Annotated in this window: 15 protein-coding genes and 1 tRNA gene; 6 read left to right on the forward strand and 10 right to left on the reverse strand. The window is 66.4% G+C overall.

Going from position 1 to position 15,146, the window contains the following annotated elements; genetic code table 11:
- Positions 1-4: 4 nt before the first annotated feature.
- From FR943_RS04730 to FR943_RS04750, 5 genes are read right to left on the reverse strand one after another with little or no spacing between them, the layout of a single operon-like run.
- A complete protein-coding gene (locus tag FR943_RS04730) occupies positions 5-892 on the reverse strand; it encodes an NAD(P)-dependent oxidoreductase (protein WP_217155197.1) in 888 nt (295 codons plus the stop codon).
- A gap of 54 nt (positions 893-946) precedes the next feature.
- Positions 947-1,456, reverse strand: a complete 510-nt coding sequence (locus tag FR943_RS04735) for a (2Fe-2S)-binding protein (protein ID WP_217155198.1) — start codon at positions 1,454-1,456, stop codon at positions 947-949.
- Positions 1,449-2,336 (reverse strand): FAD binding domain-containing protein, encoded by an 888-nt coding sequence (locus FR943_RS04740; protein WP_217155199.1) that lies wholly within the window; start codon positions 2,334-2,336, stop codon positions 1,449-1,451. Before FR943_RS04740 ends, FR943_RS04735 begins: the two co-directional genes overlap by 8 nt.
- Positions 2,333-3,034 carry an SRPBCC family protein gene (locus tag FR943_RS04745; protein ID WP_217155200.1) on the reverse strand — a complete coding sequence of 234 codons (702 nt, stop codon included), beginning with the start codon at positions 3,032-3,034 and terminating at the stop codon, positions 2,333-2,335. Before FR943_RS04745 ends, FR943_RS04740 begins: the two co-directional genes overlap by 4 nt.
- A 2-nt stretch (positions 3,035-3,036) precedes the next feature.
- A complete protein-coding gene (locus FR943_RS04750; protein WP_217155201.1) occupies positions 3,037-5,415 on the reverse strand; it encodes a xanthine dehydrogenase family protein molybdopterin-binding subunit in 2,379 nt (792 codons plus the stop codon).
- Positions 5,416-5,672: 257 nt separating this feature from the next.
- Here FR943_RS04750 and FR943_RS04755 point away from each other — a divergent pair, with 257 nt between their 5' ends.
- The 4 genes from FR943_RS04755 to FR943_RS04770 all read left to right on the forward strand — a co-directional run bounded on the left by FR943_RS04755 (position 5,673) and on the right by FR943_RS04770 (position 9,526).
- Positions 5,673-6,818, forward strand: a complete 1,146-nt coding sequence (locus FR943_RS04755; RefSeq protein WP_217155202.1) for an acyltransferase family protein — start codon at positions 5,673-5,675, stop codon at positions 6,816-6,818.
- Between the two features lie 98 nt (positions 6,819-6,916).
- The gene (locus FR943_RS04760) at positions 6,917-7,489 is read left to right on the forward strand and encodes a M15 family metallopeptidase (RefSeq protein WP_217155385.1); all 573 of its coding nucleotides are present in this window, start codon (positions 6,917-6,919) and stop codon (positions 7,487-7,489) included.
- 106 nt (positions 7,490-7,595) lie between these two features.
- Positions 7,596-8,303 carry a cutinase family protein gene (locus FR943_RS04765; RefSeq protein WP_217155203.1) on the forward strand — a complete coding sequence of 236 codons (708 nt, stop codon included), beginning with the start codon at positions 7,596-7,598 and terminating at the stop codon, positions 8,301-8,303.
- Between the two features lie 77 nt (positions 8,304-8,380).
- A complete protein-coding gene (locus FR943_RS04770) occupies positions 8,381-9,526 on the forward strand; it encodes a glycoside hydrolase 5 family protein (protein ID WP_217155204.1) in 1,146 nt (381 codons plus the stop codon).
- Positions 9,527-9,777: 251 nt separating this feature from the next.
- On the opposite strand, the gene FR943_RS04775 is transcribed toward FR943_RS04770, so the two are convergent.
- Together FR943_RS04775 and FR943_RS04780 are read right to left on the reverse strand one after the other, a co-directional pair.
- On the reverse strand, positions 9,778-10,641 hold the full coding sequence (locus FR943_RS04775; RefSeq protein WP_217155205.1) for a TIGR03619 family F420-dependent LLM class oxidoreductase: 864 nt from the start codon (positions 10,639-10,641) through the stop codon (positions 9,778-9,780).
- Positions 10,638-12,152 carry an FAD-dependent oxidoreductase gene (locus tag FR943_RS04780; protein ID WP_217155206.1) on the reverse strand — a complete coding sequence of 505 codons (1,515 nt, stop codon included), beginning with the start codon at positions 12,150-12,152 and terminating at the stop codon, positions 10,638-10,640. Before FR943_RS04780 ends, FR943_RS04775 begins: the two co-directional genes overlap by 4 nt.
- Before the next feature lie 108 nt (positions 12,153-12,260).
- On the opposite strand from FR943_RS04780, the gene FR943_RS04785 reads away from it, so the two are divergent.
- Complete coding sequence (locus FR943_RS04785) at positions 12,261-12,938, forward strand: TetR/AcrR family transcriptional regulator (protein WP_217155207.1); 678 nt, start codon at positions 12,261-12,263, stop codon at positions 12,936-12,938.
- 10 nt (positions 12,939-12,948) lie between these two features.
- Here FR943_RS04785 and FR943_RS04790 read toward each other — a convergent pair whose 3' ends face one another.
- The 3 genes from FR943_RS04790 to FR943_RS04800 all read right to left on the reverse strand — a co-directional run bounded on the left by FR943_RS04790 (position 12,949) and on the right by FR943_RS04800 (position 14,316).
- A complete protein-coding gene (locus tag FR943_RS04790) occupies positions 12,949-13,353 on the reverse strand; it encodes an HNH endonuclease (RefSeq protein WP_217155208.1) in 405 nt (134 codons plus the stop codon).
- Positions 13,354-13,399: 46 nt separating this feature from the next.
- Positions 13,400-13,474: transfer RNA gene (locus FR943_RS04795), tRNA-Thr, on the reverse strand.
- 26 nt (positions 13,475-13,500) lie between these two features.
- Positions 13,501-14,316 (reverse strand): hypothetical protein, encoded by an 816-nt coding sequence (locus tag FR943_RS04800; RefSeq protein WP_217155209.1) that lies wholly within the window; start codon positions 14,314-14,316, stop codon positions 13,501-13,503.
- Between the two features lie 96 nt (positions 14,317-14,412).
- On the opposite strand from FR943_RS04800, the gene FR943_RS04805 reads away from it, so the two are divergent.
- Entirely contained in the window at positions 14,413-15,132 is a 720-nt protein-coding gene (locus tag FR943_RS04805; RefSeq protein WP_217155210.1) for a response regulator transcription factor, read from the forward strand.
- Positions 15,133-15,146: the final 14 nt, after the last annotated feature.

A 15,146-nucleotide genomic window follows, 5' to 3' on the forward strand; every position in this document is an offset into this window, starting at 1 on the left:
CGACTCAGGCCGGGTGTTTCGACCCGGCCTCCCACGCGCTCAGTGCCCCGACGGCCGACCAGTCGAGATCGCTGCCGCCGGTGGCCAGCAGGGTCAGGAAGCGGTCGCGCAGCAGGCTCGCGACCGGCAGCGGCACCTGCAGCTCGTCGCCGGCGCTCAGCGCGAGTTTGACGTCCTTGAGGCCCAGCGTGGCGGCGAACCCGGCCGGGCTGAATTGTTCGCGTGCCAGCAGTCCGCCGTAGGTGCGGTACACCGGGGCGTCGAACAGTGTCGAGGTCAGCAACTCCAGGTACTGCTGTTTGTCGACGCCGGCCTTGCTCACCAACGCCATTGCCTCGCCGAGTGATTCGATCACCGAGGCGATCAGGAAGTTGCCGCTGATCTTCACGAGGTTGGCGGCCGGCGGTTCCTCCCCGAGGACGAACGTGCGCTGCCCGATCGCGTCGAAAATCGGGGTCACCGCCTCGAGGGTGCTCGGGGTTCCGGCCGCGACGACGAACAACTTGGCTGCCGCTGCGGCCTCGGGCCTGCCGAACACCGGTGCGGCGACAAAACCCTGGCCCGCCTCGGTATGTGCCTGGTTGAGACGCTCGGCCAGCGCCGTGCTCACCGTCGACGACGAGACGTGGATGGCGCCGGTCGGCAGCGTGGCCAGGATTCCGCCCTCGCCGAACGTGACAGCCTCGACCGCAATATCGTTGGCGAGCATGGTGATGACGACGTCGCCCTGACAAGCATCGGCCACCGAGGCCGCCGGTCGCGCCCCCTGGGCGACCAGCGCAGCCACCTTCTCGGGCGACCGGTTGTATGCGGTGACCTCATATCCGGCCTTGAGCAGGTTGGCGGCCATCGCCGCGCCCATGTTGCCCAGGCCGATGAATCCGATCCTCATCACTCCACTGTGACCGATCGGATCGGGCGAGGGGAGGGATCCGCGCGCGGAAAGCTACTGTTGGCCGGCCGGGTCGAGTTCGCCGGCGTTCGCCCGATCGCTCTCGCAGGCCCGGTGCACCGCGTTGACGATGCCCTGGTAGCCGGTGCAGCGGCAGAAATTGCCCGAGAGACCTTCGCGGATCTCCTCGTCGGTGGGGTTCGGATTGTCGCGCAGCAGCGCGGTGATCGAGGTGACGAATCCCGGTGTGCAGAAACCACACTGCAGGCCGTGACATTCCTTGAGCGCCGACTGCACCGGAGACAGTTCGCCGTCCGGGCCGGCGATGCCCTCGACCGTGGTCACCTCCCGGCCGTCGGTCTGCACCGCGAACACCAGGCAGGAACGCACCGCCTGCCCGTCCAGCAGGACCGTGCAGGCCCCGCAGGCGCCGTGCTCGCAGCCGAGGTGGGTGCCGGTGAGGCCGCAGTTGTCCCGCAGGAAGTCGGCCAGCGTCACCCGCGGCTCGACGACATCGTGGTAATCGCGACCGTTGACCGAAAGCGCAACGGGCAGTTCATGCATGGACAGCCTCCTCGGAGACGTTGGTGGTGGCCTGGTTCCAGGCCCGCGACACCATGGCGGCGCCGACGCGGGCCCGGTATGCCGCCGACCCCTGCAGGTCGGAAGGGATGTCGGTGAGCCCGGACATCGCCAGCTGCCCGATCTCGTCGGCGGTGAGCCCGCCGATCGGGGTGCCGAGTACCGCGGCCTCGGCGGCGCCGGCCCGCAGCGGCGTGGACCCCAGCCCGAGCAGACCGATCCCGCAGCGGGTGATCCGGTCGTCCTCGTCGAGCTCAAGACCGACGACCGCGCCGGCGATCGCGAAATCACCGTGCCGCCGGGCGAACTCGGCGATCCCGAAACCACTGCGTCCCGCCGCCACCGGGAACCGCACCGCGGTCAGGATCTCGTCGGAGGCCAAAGCCGTCTCCCACAGACCGGTGAAGAACTCGGCAGCCGGGATCTGGCGGACGCCACGGGCCGAGGTGGCCTCGATCGTGGCGTCGAGCGCCAGGGCCACCGCGGCATACTCGGCAGCCGGATCGGCGTGCGCGATCGCACCGCCCAGGGTCCCGCGGCTGCGGATCTGGAAGTGCCCGATGTGCGGGGTGGCCAGCGTCAACAGCGGCACCGAATCGGCGACCTCGTCGTCCAGGCCGACCAGGGCGTGCGGGGTAGCCGCACCGATGCGAACCTCGTTGCCCTGCAGCGTGATGTCGTTGAGCTCGGACAGCCGCGAGATGTCGATCAGGTTGTCGAAGTGGGTCAGCCGCATGGCCAGCATCGGCACCAGGCTCTGGCCGCCGGCCAGGATCTTGGCGTCCTCGCCGTACTCGCCGAGCATGCTCACCGCCTCGGTGACCGTGGCCGGCCGGTGGTAGGCGAACGGGGCGGGTTTCATGACACCAACCGCAGCAGCGCGTCGTGCAGGTCCTCGGCGGTCAGCCCGCTGCGGGTGCGGGTCTTGCGACCGGAGCGGCCGAGCAGAAACCCGAGCACACCGGCCACCGCCACTGCGCCGATGGCCGGGGCGAAACGCTTGGCCATCGGCACCGCCATCACCTTGGCCAGCGCCAGCGCGTTGATCGGGGCGGCTTCCTGCGGTGCGGCATCAGGTGCCGTTGCCGCCGAGCTGCTTTCGGCTTTCGCCGCGGAGCCCAGCAACTCGGCCTCCAGGCTGCGGGCGAACTGGTCGATCAGGCTGCCGGCCACGTCCGCCAGCACGCCCCGGCCGAACTGGGCGGCCTTGCCGGAGATGGCCAGGTCGGTGGTGACCACCACGAGGGTGGAATCGGCACCCTCGTCCTTCAGCTGGGCGGTCACGATCGCCGAGGCGGTGCCGTTGCCGCGGGTCTCCTTGCCGTTGGCCTTGAGCACCACCCGTTGCGCCACCGCGTCCTTCTCCTGGAAGGTGGCATCGCCCTGGTAGGACACCGTGATCGGCCCGACCTTCACCTTGACCGCACCGGTGAAGTCGTCACCGTCGACGCTCAACAGGGTGGCCCCGGGCAGGCACGGGGCGACGCGTTCGACGTCGGTGAGCACCTCCCAGGTCTTCGCCGCCGGTACCGCGACCCGGAATTCGTTGTTGAGCTCCACGATCAGTGGTCCCTTCTCTGTTTTTCCTGCGAGGGGCGTTCCTGCGCCTGCTCGATGGCTTCGACGATGGCTGCCGGGGTGGCGGGCAGCGTCGTCAGGGTGACCCCGAGCGGGGCCAGGGCGTCGTTGACGGCGTTGATCACCGCTGGTGTCGACCCGATGGCGCCGCCCTCACCGGCGCCCTTGTAGCCGCCGACCCCAGGGCCGGGGATCTCCACGTGGCCGTACTCGATCACCGGCACCTCGGTGGCGGTGGGCAGCAGGTAGTCGACAAACGTTGAGGACAGCGGGTTTCCGGCGTCGTCATAGGACAGCTTCTCCAGCAGTGCGCCGCCGATGCCCTGCACGGTGCCGCCGGCGATCTGCCCCTCGACCACGTTGGGGTTGATCATCGGGCCGACGTCCTCGCTGACGATGTAGCGGGTGAGGGTGACGTGCCCGGTGACGATGTCCACCTCGCACGTGCAGGCGTGGGTGGCATTGGCCCAGTGGATCGGGGCGGTCGGCGGTGCGGTGTAGCGGGCGGTCGCTTCCAGGCTCGCCGACATGCCCGGCGGCAGCATCTGCGGTTCGTAGTGTGCCCGGTAGGCCAGATCGGCGAAGCTGACGCTCTTTTCGGAGTCGTTGCGGGCGGTCGCCCTGGATCCGGACAGCTCGATCTCGGATTCGTCGACCTCGAGGCGGGCCGCGGCCATCGCGACCAGTTGGTTGCGCAGGATCGTGCCGGCCTCGTTGACCGCCCCCGCGGTCATCGGGGCGCTGCGGCTGCCCTGCGTACCCGCGCCGTAGGGTGTCACCGCGGTGTCGCCCTGGATCGTGGCAACGTCGTCGATGTCGGCGCCCAGTGCGTCGGCGGTGAGCTGAATGACGGTGGTTTCCAAGCTGTTTCCGCATGCCCCACCGTTGACGTACACGTTGATCTTGCCGGTCGGCTCCATCCGGATCGTGCAGCCTTCGCTGGCCAGGTGGCCGGTGGCCGCACCGGTCGGCTCGATATAGGCCGAGAAACCCAACCCGAGATAGCGGCCCTGGGCCAGCGCCTCGGCCTGCTCTTTGCGGAAGCCCTCGTGGTCGAGGATCTTCACGGCCTGTTCGAACGTCTCGATCGGGGCGACGTGGTCGTACGGCATGCCATTGGGGTTGAAGTACGGCATCTCGTCCCCGCGGAGCAGGTTCTTGCGTCGCAGCTCCACCGGATCCAAGCCCATCTTCCGCGCCGCGATGTCGAGAAGTATTTCGCGGGTGAGGGTTTCGTACTGCCACGGACCGCGATAGGCGTGCAGACCCGCGGTGTTGGAGAACACCGTCTTGTAGTTGAAGCTGGATTTGGGCACCCGGTACGGGCCGGGGAAGAACATGCCGATGGCCGCGGTGGTCAGCACCGGGTAGGGGGTGGGGTAGGAGCCGACGTCCTGGATGAAGTCGATGTCGGCGGCCAGGATGTTGCCGTCGTCGTCAAAGGCCATCCGGACGTCGCCGTCGACGTGACGGGACTGGCCGGCCGACATCAGGTTTTCGCGACGGTCCTCGATCCATTTCAGTGCGGTCGTCACCTTGCGGGCGGCCAGCATGATGCACATGTCCTCGCGCATCGGGACGACCTTCTGACCGAACCCGCCACCGGTGTCGCGCATGATGACGCGCACGTGCTGGGCCGGGATGCCGAGCAGGCGGGCCGCGAAGGCCCGCAGTTCGTGCGGGGTCTGGGTGGAGGCCCAGATCGTCAGCTCCCCGGCGGCGGTACCGGTGGCCGCCCATTCCGCGACCATGCCCCGGCACTCGATCGGTACCGGCACGTGCATCTGCTGGTAGATGTGCTCTTTCACCACATGCGCGGCTGAGGCGAAGGTCTCCTCGTCCGGTGGTGCACCGCCCATCCCGCCCGCGTTGTTGTCCGGGTACGCCTCGTGAACGCTCACGTCCGAGGTGAGGGCCTGACGAAAATCTGCGATGGCGGGCAGTGGCTCGTAGTCGACGTCCACCAGGTCGACGGCATCCTCGGCGACATACCGGCTCTCGGCGATGACGAGGGCCACCGGATCGCCGACGAACTTGACCTCGCCCTCGGCCAGCGGTGGCCTTGGAGTGTCGGGCATGTCCTTGCCGGCGACGGCATGCCAGGCCTCCTTGACCTCGGGGTTGAGATCGGCGGCAGTCAGCACGGCGTGCACCCCGGGCAGCGCCAGCGCCGCCGCGGCGTCGACGGCGGTGAACTTCGCGTGCGCATAGGGGCTGCGCACGAAGCAGGCGTGCAGCATGCCGGGGCGGGTGATGTCGTCGACGTACGTGCCGCGTCCGGTGAGCAACCGGGTGTCCTCGACCCGTTCAACTCGTCTCCCGGCGTAGCGGGATGCCACCGTCTCCGGTACGGCTGACGCCATGGGATCGCTCCAATCCGTCCGTTGGTGTTGCGCGTAAGTAGATGGCCGTCGGGGGCTGACCGATGCCATCTCAAGAGTGCGATTATCGTACATCGGAAGGCGGTATGTCTGAAGATGAGAGCGACATTTCCGCATGAAGATGGGGTATTCGGCTCGCGGTGATCGGAGATGGCGCTGCAGGCCACCCGATCTGGTTGTCGCGCGACAAATCGAGCTCGTGCCCGCCCTCTAGACTTGCGTGTCGACTGAGGGGATATATGGAATCGGCGACGACGTCTGAACGGCGCCCAGCGACACTCCGATTGGTACGGGCCGCACTTCACGGGCCTCGCCTGTCATTCGATCAGTTCCGCGCCGAACGGCGGATCAGGGAGATCGACGGCCTGCGGGCCGTGGCGATCCTCTTCGTCATCGCCGGCCACATGCGCGATCCGATGTGGGGCAACGTCCCGGGCACGGGTGTGCCGATCTTCTTCGTCAACAGCGGCTTTCTCATCACACTTCTGCTCCTTCGGGAACACAGTGAGCGTTCGCGCATCGACTGGGAGAGCTTCTACGTCCGCCGCGCCTTCCGCCTGCTGCCCGTCTACTTCTTCGCCCTTTTTATGTTCAGCGGGCTCGTCATGGCCGGATTTGCCGAGAACCCCGGCAGATGGTGGCAGCGGTTCGTGTATTTTCTGACCTTCCAAAATGAGTTCGCCTCTGGGGCGACATTCGGTCACACCTGGACCCTTGCGGTACAGGAGAAGTTCTATCTGGCATGGCCACTCGTCGCTTTCGCTCTCATCGCCCCGGTCTTCGAACGTGCTCGCCTCTGCTTCGCAGTCAGCCTCGCGGCGGCAATGACAGCAGCGTGGATCATCTGGCCCTCGAACTACTCCGTAGTGTTCATCCCGCTGGTCCTGGGCTGCATCCTTGCGCTCCTGATGTTCAAGGCGAGGTCGTATCGCCTGGTGACGCAACTTGCGAGACCCGGCGTGTTCCTGCTCCTCCTCGTCGGCGCAATCCTCGTAAAGGCTCTGATAGAGGTCCCGGGGACGGTGGAAGTGCCGTTCTCATACGCGGTTGTGCTTCTGATGCCCGGCCTCATCGTCGGTCCGCGCTGGGTGAGCAGAATTCTGCGTTCCCGACCGCTCGTCGCGCTCGGGACATGGGCTTACTCGATGTATCTGTTGCATCCCCTCGTCCGCTCGGCAGTTGACATCGTGATCAGCCCAGGGCAATCCGTCATCCCCCTCGAGATCCTGCGATACGCCTTGGTGGTGGCCGGCACCGCCGCATTCAGTTTTGTCACTTACCGTTTGATCGAGAAGCCGTGCATCGGCATCGGGGCGCGCTTCACGGAGCGGCGCGCGGCCGAACGGTCTGTCGAAAAGGCCGAGAAGGTCATGGTCACGCCGTGACCACGGCGCGCAGCACACCGGCCTATGGGTTCTTGTGGTTCGCGGTAACACGCACTCTTGCCGGCTTGGCGGTGTTGTTCGGCGTGGTCGGCACTCCGATGCCCACGGCGCTCGCCCGCCCGGCGGCCGAGGCCGGGTTGGTCGATGTGCGCACCGTGGTTCCCGACGCGGTGATCGACCTGCGCTACGCCACGACTGAGAACTTCGTCGGGGAACAGCTCTATCCGGCCGGGGCGCGGTGCCTGGTACACGAGTCGATGGCACCCGGACTGGCCGCCGCCGCGGCGGCGTTGCGGCCGCAGACCCTGGTGTTCTGGGACTGCTACCGCCCGCACGACGTGCAGGTGCGCATGTTCGAGGTGGTGGCCAATCCCAACTGGGTGGCCAAACCCGGTGCGTACGCGCGCAGCCACGAAGCCGGCCGTTCGGTCGACGTGACGATCGCCGAGGACGGTTCACCCGTCGACATGGGTACCGGTTTCGATGACTTCACCCCGCGCAGCCTGGCCTACGCCACCGACGGTGTCAGCCCGGCAGCCCAGGCCAACCGGGCCAGGTTGCGGACGGCGATGAGCGCGGGCGGTCTGAGTGTCTATCCGGGGGAGTGGTGGCATTTCGACGGTCCCGGCGCGGCCGATCCGCGGCCCTTCCTCGATGTGCCGCTCCGATAAAGCCCGTCGATCTGCGCAGACGTATTGACCCTGTTATCTGGGTGTGCAATGTGCCAGCATGGGGAACCGCAACGGTCATCACGATCCGGTTCGCGTGGAGTCGCACATGTTTGTCCTCAGACTGATCCAGGGCGCGGTGCTGATCGCCGCCTGCGCCATCCCGATGGCACATCCGCCTGTCGCGTCGGCGCAGCCATGTCCCGACGTCGAAGTGGTGTTCGCCCGCGGCACCTACGAGCCACCCGGGGTGGGCGGACCGGGGCAGAGTTTCGTCGATGCCTTGCGGGCCCGGACCGGTGACCGATCTGTCGAGGTGTACCCGGTGAACTACGAGGCCAGCGGAAACTTCGGCGACCGGATCGCCTTCGCCCGGACCGTGGTCGACGGTATCCGCGACGCGGCCGACCACGTCAAGGCCACCGCGCGGGACTGCCCGGACACCAAAGTGGTGCTGGGCGGATATTCACAGGGCGCCGTGGTGGCCGGTTTCGTCACCTCTGCCGCCGTGCCCGACGGCATCCCGACGGAGTACGAGCAGTACATCCCGGACCCGATGCCGCTCGACGTGGCCGATCACGTGGCCGCCGTGGTGTTGCTCGGTACACCGTCGGACGAGTTCATGCGCGATATCGGCGCCCCCACGATGGTGATCGGTCCGCGCTACAAGGACAAGACCATCGAGCTGTGTGAGCCCGGGGACACCATCTGCGACGGGACACCGGCCGGCGTGCCCAACTTCGCGCACACCGCGTACGTGTTCAACGGCATGCCGGGCCAGGCCGCCGACTTCGTCATGACTCGGCTGCAGAGTTGATAACGATATGAAACCTCAATGGTTGCAATGTGATACGTGAGGCCGGGGTCTTTGCTGGGTGCCACTATGTTCACTGAGTGCACCGTCGAACGGCCCTCAAGATCCCGCTGGTGTTGGCGGCGGCAGCCGCTCTTCCGCAGGCACTGGCCCCGCTTCCGGTAATCCCGCGGGCCACCGCGGCAGCCGGCCAGTGGCCGGTCGAGCGGGCCAACGCGTGGTACCGGGCGCAGGGCTGGCTCGTCGGCACCAACTTCATCACCTCCAGTGCGATCAACCAGCTCGAGATGTTCGGGCCGGGCACCTACGATGCCCGGCGCATCGACAGCGAACTGCAGGCCTGCCGGTTGCTGGGGTTCAACACCGTGCGGGTGTTCCTGCACGATCTGCTGTGGGCGCAGGACCGGGCCGGATTCCAGTCCCGGCTGTCGAACTTCGTCGGGATCGCGGCGCGTCAGGGCATCAAGCCGCTGTTCGTGTTCTTCGATTCGTGCTGGGACCCCCATCCGAAGCTGGGCGCGCAGCGGGCGCCGACGCCGGGCGTGCACAACTCCGGCTGGGTGCAGAGCCCGGGAGCCGAACGTATCGACGACCCGCGCTACCGCGCCCTGCTGCGCGACTACGTGGTGGGGGTGATGAGCCAGTTCCGCAACGACAACCGGGTGCTGGGCTGGGACCTGTGGAACGAGCCGGACAACCCGGCCAAGCAGTACCGCAAGGTCGAGCGCAAGGACAAGATCGACGCGGTCGGCGGCCTGCTGCCGCAGGTGTTCGCCTGGGCCCGCTCGGTCAACCCGGTGCAGCCGTTGACCAGTGCCGTCTGGCAGGGCAGCTGGGACCGCGGCAGCCGCAGCGAGATGGACAACTTCCAGCTCGACAACTCCGACATCATCTCCTTCCATTCCTATGCCGGGCCCGACGAATTCGAGGGTCGCATCGCCGAACTCGCTCCGCTGGGCCGGCCGATCCTGTGCACCGAATACCTGGCCCGCGACCAGGGCAGTACCGTCGAGGGCGTATTGCCAGTTGCCAAGCGGCACAACGTCGGTGCGTACAGCTGGGGCCTGGTGGCCGGCAAGACCCAGACCTACTTCCCGTGGGATTCCTGGGACAAGCCGTACACCAAGGTGCCGAACGTGTGGTTCAGCGACCTTCTGCAACCCGACGGCCGGCCGTACCGCGACGCCGAATATCAGGCCTTCAAGAAGCTGACCACCCGGGTCTGACCGGCGTCGGGACCGGCGGCGTTCAATATTTTGGCATGTTCATTAATGCTGGACCCGCTGAATTATTGAACGTCACCGCCGCCAAGCTGGTCGAGTAATGCGTCTACGACAACGCGTCGCGGTGGCCGTTGGTCGGGCCAGCCTGGTCGGCCCACCCCGAAAATGTTGGCAAGAAGGTCTCGTTGGCTTCGTTTGTCCTGGTTGCGACGTCGGTGGACGCGGCCATACTCACCGACTCGGCGCCCTGTTCCTCAGCTACCTACCAGACCCATATCCCCGCGGAAGCGCTCCAGGCCCTTGATCTTCTCGTCCGTTCCGGCGTTCGGTCCGGAGTAGAACATCCACGGCATGGTGAGAATGTGGGTGATGCCGCCTTCTTCGGCGCGGGCGTACTGGTCGGGGGTGAACGCATCGTTGAGCGGGGCCAGAATGGTGAAGTCGTCCATGGCCTTTCCTGCTTCAGCGCGGAGCGCACGCAACCGGGCAGCAATGGTGAGTGCTTCGGCCATCGGCAGCAGATCACCGATCCAGCCGTCATGTGCGGCGGCGCGGCGCAGTGCGTGCTCAGTGCGCCCGCCGACGAGAACCGGTATGTGCGGCGCCGGCGGACTCATCTCCAGCTTCGGGGTCTGGTAGAACTCGCCGTGGAATTCGGTCCAACCCGGCGCCCAGAGTTCGCGCATCAATTCGACCATCTCGTCGGAGCGTTTCCCGCGCCGGGAGAATTGGGCACCGAGCAGTTCGAACTCTTCGCGGCACCACCCGACGCCGAGGCCGAGCTCGACCCGTCCTTGCGACAGATATGCCGCGGTGCCAATCGATTTGGCCGCCGAATACGGATCCCGTAGCGCAGCAACGTACACCGTGGTGACGAACCGCAGCCGTGTGGTGAGCTGGGCCAGGCTGCCGATGAGTACCCACGGGTCGGCCCAGTCGGTGAACGGTTCCCAACGCCGATCCCCGGAGTCGCTGTAGGGGTAGGGCGTCTGAAGTTCGGCAAAGTTCACTACGTGGTCGGGGATTCCGAGGCCGTCGTAGCCCAATTCGTCGGCCGCCTTGGCGATCTCCAAGATCTCCCCGGTGTCCATGAACCCGGTGCTGATGTAGAACTTCATCGGCTCGCCGCATTACCGCCGGCAATCCGACCGAAGGCGAGCGCATCTCCCAGTCCCATACCGCCGGACAGGCACCAAGAGTACGAGGAACTGACGTCTCCGGCGCAGTACAGACCAGGTATCGGTGCCCCAAAGGGGTCGACCGCGCGCGCGTGTTCGTCCTTGCGGATACCACCGAGGGTGGTCATCAAGAGTTGCGCCCATTCGTAGCCGTAGAAGGGCGGCCGTGCGATGGGCCGCATGGTATGTGCCGGGCGACCGAAAACCGGGTCATCTGAACCGCTTTCGGCCAAGGCATTGTATTGCTCGATCTCCGCCTCCAGGCCTTTGGGATCGATGTTGAGCTTGTCTGCGAGTTCGGCGATCGAATCCGCCCGGGTAATCCAGCCACGCTCGATCTCGGCGCTGTTGTCCAAGCTCCATTCGTAGCCCTCGATCTGGCGGATCCAGCCGACCGCGAAGAAGGCGCGAGGGATCACCAGCGGGCCGGCCAACCGGGCTTCCTCGTCGAAGATCGTCCACATCGGTACGCCGGGGTCGAAGTCGAACATCCCACGCTGGATGGACTTTCCGTGACGGTTCGGGACCGATTCGTCGACGAGGCGGCGGCCGTCGGCGCCCACGTTTATGAACCGGGCACCAGGCATGGTGTCCTGGCCGGTGCCGTATGGCGGCATCGCAATACCGGGCATCGCCATGTAGTTGTAGGGGTGGGACAGATCTGCACCGACCTTCTGCGCCATTCGGATGCCGTCGCCTGTGCAGGCCGGATTGCCCCAAGGCGTGACGTTGGGCAATCGCAGGTAGTTGCGGGCCATTTCGGGATTGGCGGCGAATCCGCCGGTGGCCAGCACGACGCCGCGCCGGGCCATCAGCACATGTTCAGCGCCTCCGTCAGACACCACGACCCCGGTGATCGCGCCGTCGGGATCGGCCACCAGGCGCAGCACCTCGTTGTTGTACCGAACGTCGATGCCGCTGTCGTCCAGGCAGGTTTTCAGCATGAGCCACAGTCGGGAGAAGCCCATCGATCCGCCGATGACGTTGTAGTCAGAACCGCAGTCGTGTCCTTCGACCTCGTCGTACTCGTCTTCGGGTGGATTCTGGACGCCCTGCAGTCGCAGGGTGTCGCCCCAGGAGATCTGCGCGAAGTCGGTGCCGTCGCCGGTGTAAGGATCGCCGGTGTCACGTGGTACCCGGCCCCGGGCCTGTTCGGCCAGTCCCTTCAGCCACTGAGTGTTCCGTGACGTCTCCCGGGCCCACGCCGCGGCAAGTTCGTCGGCGATGCTGAACTGCCACGACATCGCATGCAGGTGCCGCTGGGCCAGATCGACATCGTGAGGGCTGAACCAAACCTGCCCGGACACTCGTGAATTACCGCCGGCATGGTCGGGCGACGTCTTCTCCAGTACCACCACATTCGCGCCGGCCTCTTGGGCCGTCAGTGCCGCTGCGATCCCCGCGCCGCCCATACCGACCACCACTACGTCGAATGTCGCTTCGTGCGCCATACAAGCCTCCCGGGCCGAATCTATTTCATAGATGCCTCTCAAATACGAATCATAGAGGCATCTCAGATCGGTGCCAAGGGGTTGTCTCCGCAGTCCTACGATTGGCCCATGCCGACACCGTCGCCCACTTCTGCCGCAGGCCGCCGCCCCAACCGGCGTGGCGAGACGACGCGCACCCACGTGCTGAAGGTGGCGCTACAGGTGTTGTCCAGTGGTCGGCCCGACGCTGTGAGTGTCAATCTGGTGGCCCGGCAAGCTGGGGTGACGTGGGGGACGGTGCAGTACCAATTCGGTGACGCCGATGGCTTGTGGGCGGCGACCCTTGACCACATACTCGCCACGGCGGGGCCGACCGTGTGGGCCAGGCCCACCGCAGCGGCGGTCCCAGACAGGGTTGCCGAACTCATCGAATTGGTCTGGGCCGCACTCGGTTCCAACTACTACACGGCCCGTACCAATCTGCAGTCCAATCTGGCCGCGACCCGCGCCGAACTGGAAGCCGAATATCCGAGGACTGCGACGGCGTTGGACGCGGTAGACGAAAAACTCGCGGACCAGTTCGAATATTTTCTGAGTGATCTACCGGTGTCCCCGTTGGCGATCCAACGGGTGTGCGCCTTTGTGCCGACCGCGCTTCGCGGGTTACACGCCGAGCACACATTCGGATTTCCGATCGACGTAGAAGCAGCTCTGGTTGGCCTGCGAGACGCGGTCATCGCTTACCTGGTGCCGACAGCGACCGGCCCCGCGGAGCCCCAACCCGTTGTTGTAGAGCGGGACCATTGACGTGCGGCGCCTAGAACGACTGGCCGTTGGCGTAGCGCTCGCGACGGTAAAATCGACCGTTGCCCCGGTTGCGGCTCTTGAATGTCGGCAATTGCGAGTCGCAGTTGGGGCAGACCAGCCGCAGGTTCTCCCGTCGATTGTTCGTCGGGTCGCCATCGATGTGGTCCATGATCAACGTCAGCGGTAGGTCCTGCCAGACGCTGGCTGCACCGCAGATCGAGCAGCAGCCCGATTGGGCGTCGATGAGATAGAGCCGGATGTAGTTGCCTTGCTCGCCGCGGACGCGGGCTTCACCGGATTCAAGCCAGTGCTTCGTCATGGCATCTCGTCGGGTCGCGGCTTGACACGCGTTGCCGCAGTAGATCTTCTGGCTACGCTTCGAAAGTGGTGCACCGCAACCGCGACACTGTCTCATGGGTTGAAGCTACGGGCAGGCACCGACAAGCAGCCGCCGCCAATCTTGGAGCCCCCGGTCAGGATTGAACTGACGGCCTACGCTTTACAAGAGCGTTGCTCTACCACTGAGCTACGGAGGCGGGTCGAACGCGCCCAGTCTAACGGGTCACTCGTCGGCGTCGATAACTCGCTGGGAACTGACCGGCCGCGGGGAGCTCCGCCGAGACGACCGACGGGGCAGCGGGATGCGGTCGGCGATGTTGCTCAGTGGGTTGACCACCTGGCTCAGCGTGATGACCGCGTCGTGCAGCGCGTCGATGGTGGGCGCCAGGGCCTCCAGGCCGGGCGCCAACCGGTTCAGGGTGTCGGCCACGTCGGCGAGTTTGAGCAACGGACCGTCGGGGTCGGTCAGGGTGTCCAGCAACCCGCCCTCGGCCAGTAGGCGATCGGCCACCCCGTCCTCGCGCAGCACCCGCTCGATCAGGCCGTCGTTGGCGAGCAGTTGGTCGGCCAGGCCACCCGGCGCGATCACCCGTGACAGTGCCCCGTCTTCGGTGGTCATCCGGTCCAGCAGCCCACCCTCCAGGGTGATCTGATCCACCAGGCCGCCGGGAGCCAGGGCCCGGGCCACCGCGCCGTTGTCGGCGGTCAACCGGTCCAGCAGCCCGCCCTCGGCGGTCACCTGGTCCACCAGCCCTCCCGGTCGCAGCAAACGGTTCACCGGGCCGTCGGTGGCCAGTGCCCGGCCCAGTGGGGCGTCGTCGTCCAGCAGCCGGGCCAACCGGTTGGCCCGCTCCACGGCGTCGTCGAGTCCGAGCATTCCGGCCACCGATGACCTGCCACCCAGCTGACCGGCCCCGGTGATGCCGCGCTGGACCGCGTTGAGCGTCTCGTTGGCGATGCCGAGCCCGGCGTCGGCCACCGCGAACCCGATTCGGACGGGCGCCGTGGCAACCTGGACCAGGGTTTTGCCGAGGTTCATGCGCGTCAGTGTAGTTACCCGGATCACAGCTAAACTCACAGGAAGTGCACAGCGTGCATGCAGGATCAGTTCAACAGGCACCACCAACATCAGGGAATGGCCATGCCTGCAGTTCCCGAGAGTGTCCCCGAAGCCCGGGTTCTCGTCGTCGACGACGAGGCCAACATCGTCGAGCTGTTGTCCGTCAGCTTGAAATTCCAGGGCTTCGAAGTCCACACCGCGTCCAACGGTGCTGCCGCCCTGGACAAGGCCAGGGAAGTCCGGCCCGATGCGGTGATCCTGGATGTGATGATGCCTGGCATGGACGGCTTCGGCCTGCTGCGTCGGCTGCGCGCCGACGGCATCGACGCGCCCGCGCTTTTTCTCACCGCCCGCGACAGCCTGCAGGACAAGATCGCCGGGCTCACGCTGGGTGGTGACGATTACGTGACCAAACCGTTCAGCCTCGAAGAGGTGGTGGCCCGGCTGCGGGTGATCCTGCGCCGGTCCGGCAAGGGCGTCGAAGAACCGCGCAGCGCCAAGCTGGCCTTCGCCGACATCGAACTCGACGAGGACACCCATGAGGTGTGGAAGGCCGGCGAGCCGGTCTCGCTGTCGCCGACGGAGTTCACCCTGCTGCGTTACTTCATCATCAACGCGGGCACGGTGCTGTCCAAGCCCAAGATCCTCGACCACGTATGGCGGTACGACTTCGGCGGTGACGTCAACGTCGTCGAGTCCTATGTGTCCTACCTGCGCCGCAAGGTCGACACCGGCGAGAAGCGGTTGCTGCACACGCTGCGCGGGGTCGGCTACGTTTTGCGCGAGCCGCGCTGACGGCCGGTCCGCCG

Source organism: [Mycobacterium] fortunisiensis (genome assembly GCF_019050325.1).
GTDB classification, from domain to species: Bacteria; Actinomycetota; Actinomycetes; order Mycobacteriales; family Mycobacteriaceae; genus Mycobacterium; species Mycobacterium fortunisiensis.

Coding starts and splice junctions, on each gene's coding strand:
- FR943_RS04730 (WP_217155197.1), bottom strand. CDS start 892: ATGAGGATCGGATTCATCGGCCTGGGCAACATGGGCGCGGCGATGGCC.
- FR943_RS04735 (WP_217155198.1), bottom strand. CDS start 1,456: ATGCATGAACTGCCCGTTGCGCTTTCGGTCAACGGTCGCGATTACCAC.
- FR943_RS04740 (WP_217155199.1), bottom strand. CDS start 2,336: ATGAAACCCGCCCCGTTCGCCTACCACCGGCCGGCCACGGTCACCGAG.
- FR943_RS04750 (WP_217155201.1), bottom strand. CDS start 5,415: ATGGCGTCAGCCGTACCGGAGACGGTGGCATCCCGCTACGCCGGGAGA.
- FR943_RS04755 (WP_217155202.1), top strand. CDS start 5,673: ATGGAATCGGCGACGACGTCTGAACGGCGCCCAGCGACACTCCGATTG.
- FR943_RS04760 (WP_217155385.1), top strand. CDS start 6,917: ATGCCCACGGCGCTCGCCCGCCCGGCGGCCGAGGCCGGGTTGGTCGAT.
- FR943_RS04765 (WP_217155203.1), top strand. CDS start 7,596: ATGTTTGTCCTCAGACTGATCCAGGGCGCGGTGCTGATCGCCGCCTGC.
- FR943_RS04775 (WP_217155205.1), bottom strand. CDS start 10,641: ATGAAGTTCTACATCAGCACCGGGTTCATGGACACCGGGGAGATCTTG.
- FR943_RS04780 (WP_217155206.1), bottom strand. CDS start 12,152: ATGGCGCACGAAGCGACATTCGACGTAGTGGTGGTCGGTATGGGCGGC.
- FR943_RS04785 (WP_217155207.1), top strand. CDS start 12,261: ATGCCGACACCGTCGCCCACTTCTGCCGCAGGCCGCCGCCCCAACCGG.
- FR943_RS04790 (WP_217155208.1), bottom strand. CDS start 13,353: ATGAGACAGTGTCGCGGTTGCGGTGCACCACTTTCGAAGCGTAGCCAG.
- FR943_RS04800 (WP_217155209.1), bottom strand. CDS start 14,316: ATGAACCTCGGCAAAACCCTGGTCCAGGTTGCCACGGCGCCCGTCCGA.
- FR943_RS04805 (WP_217155210.1), top strand. CDS start 14,413: ATGGCCATGCCTGCAGTTCCCGAGAGTGTCCCCGAAGCCCGGGTTCTC.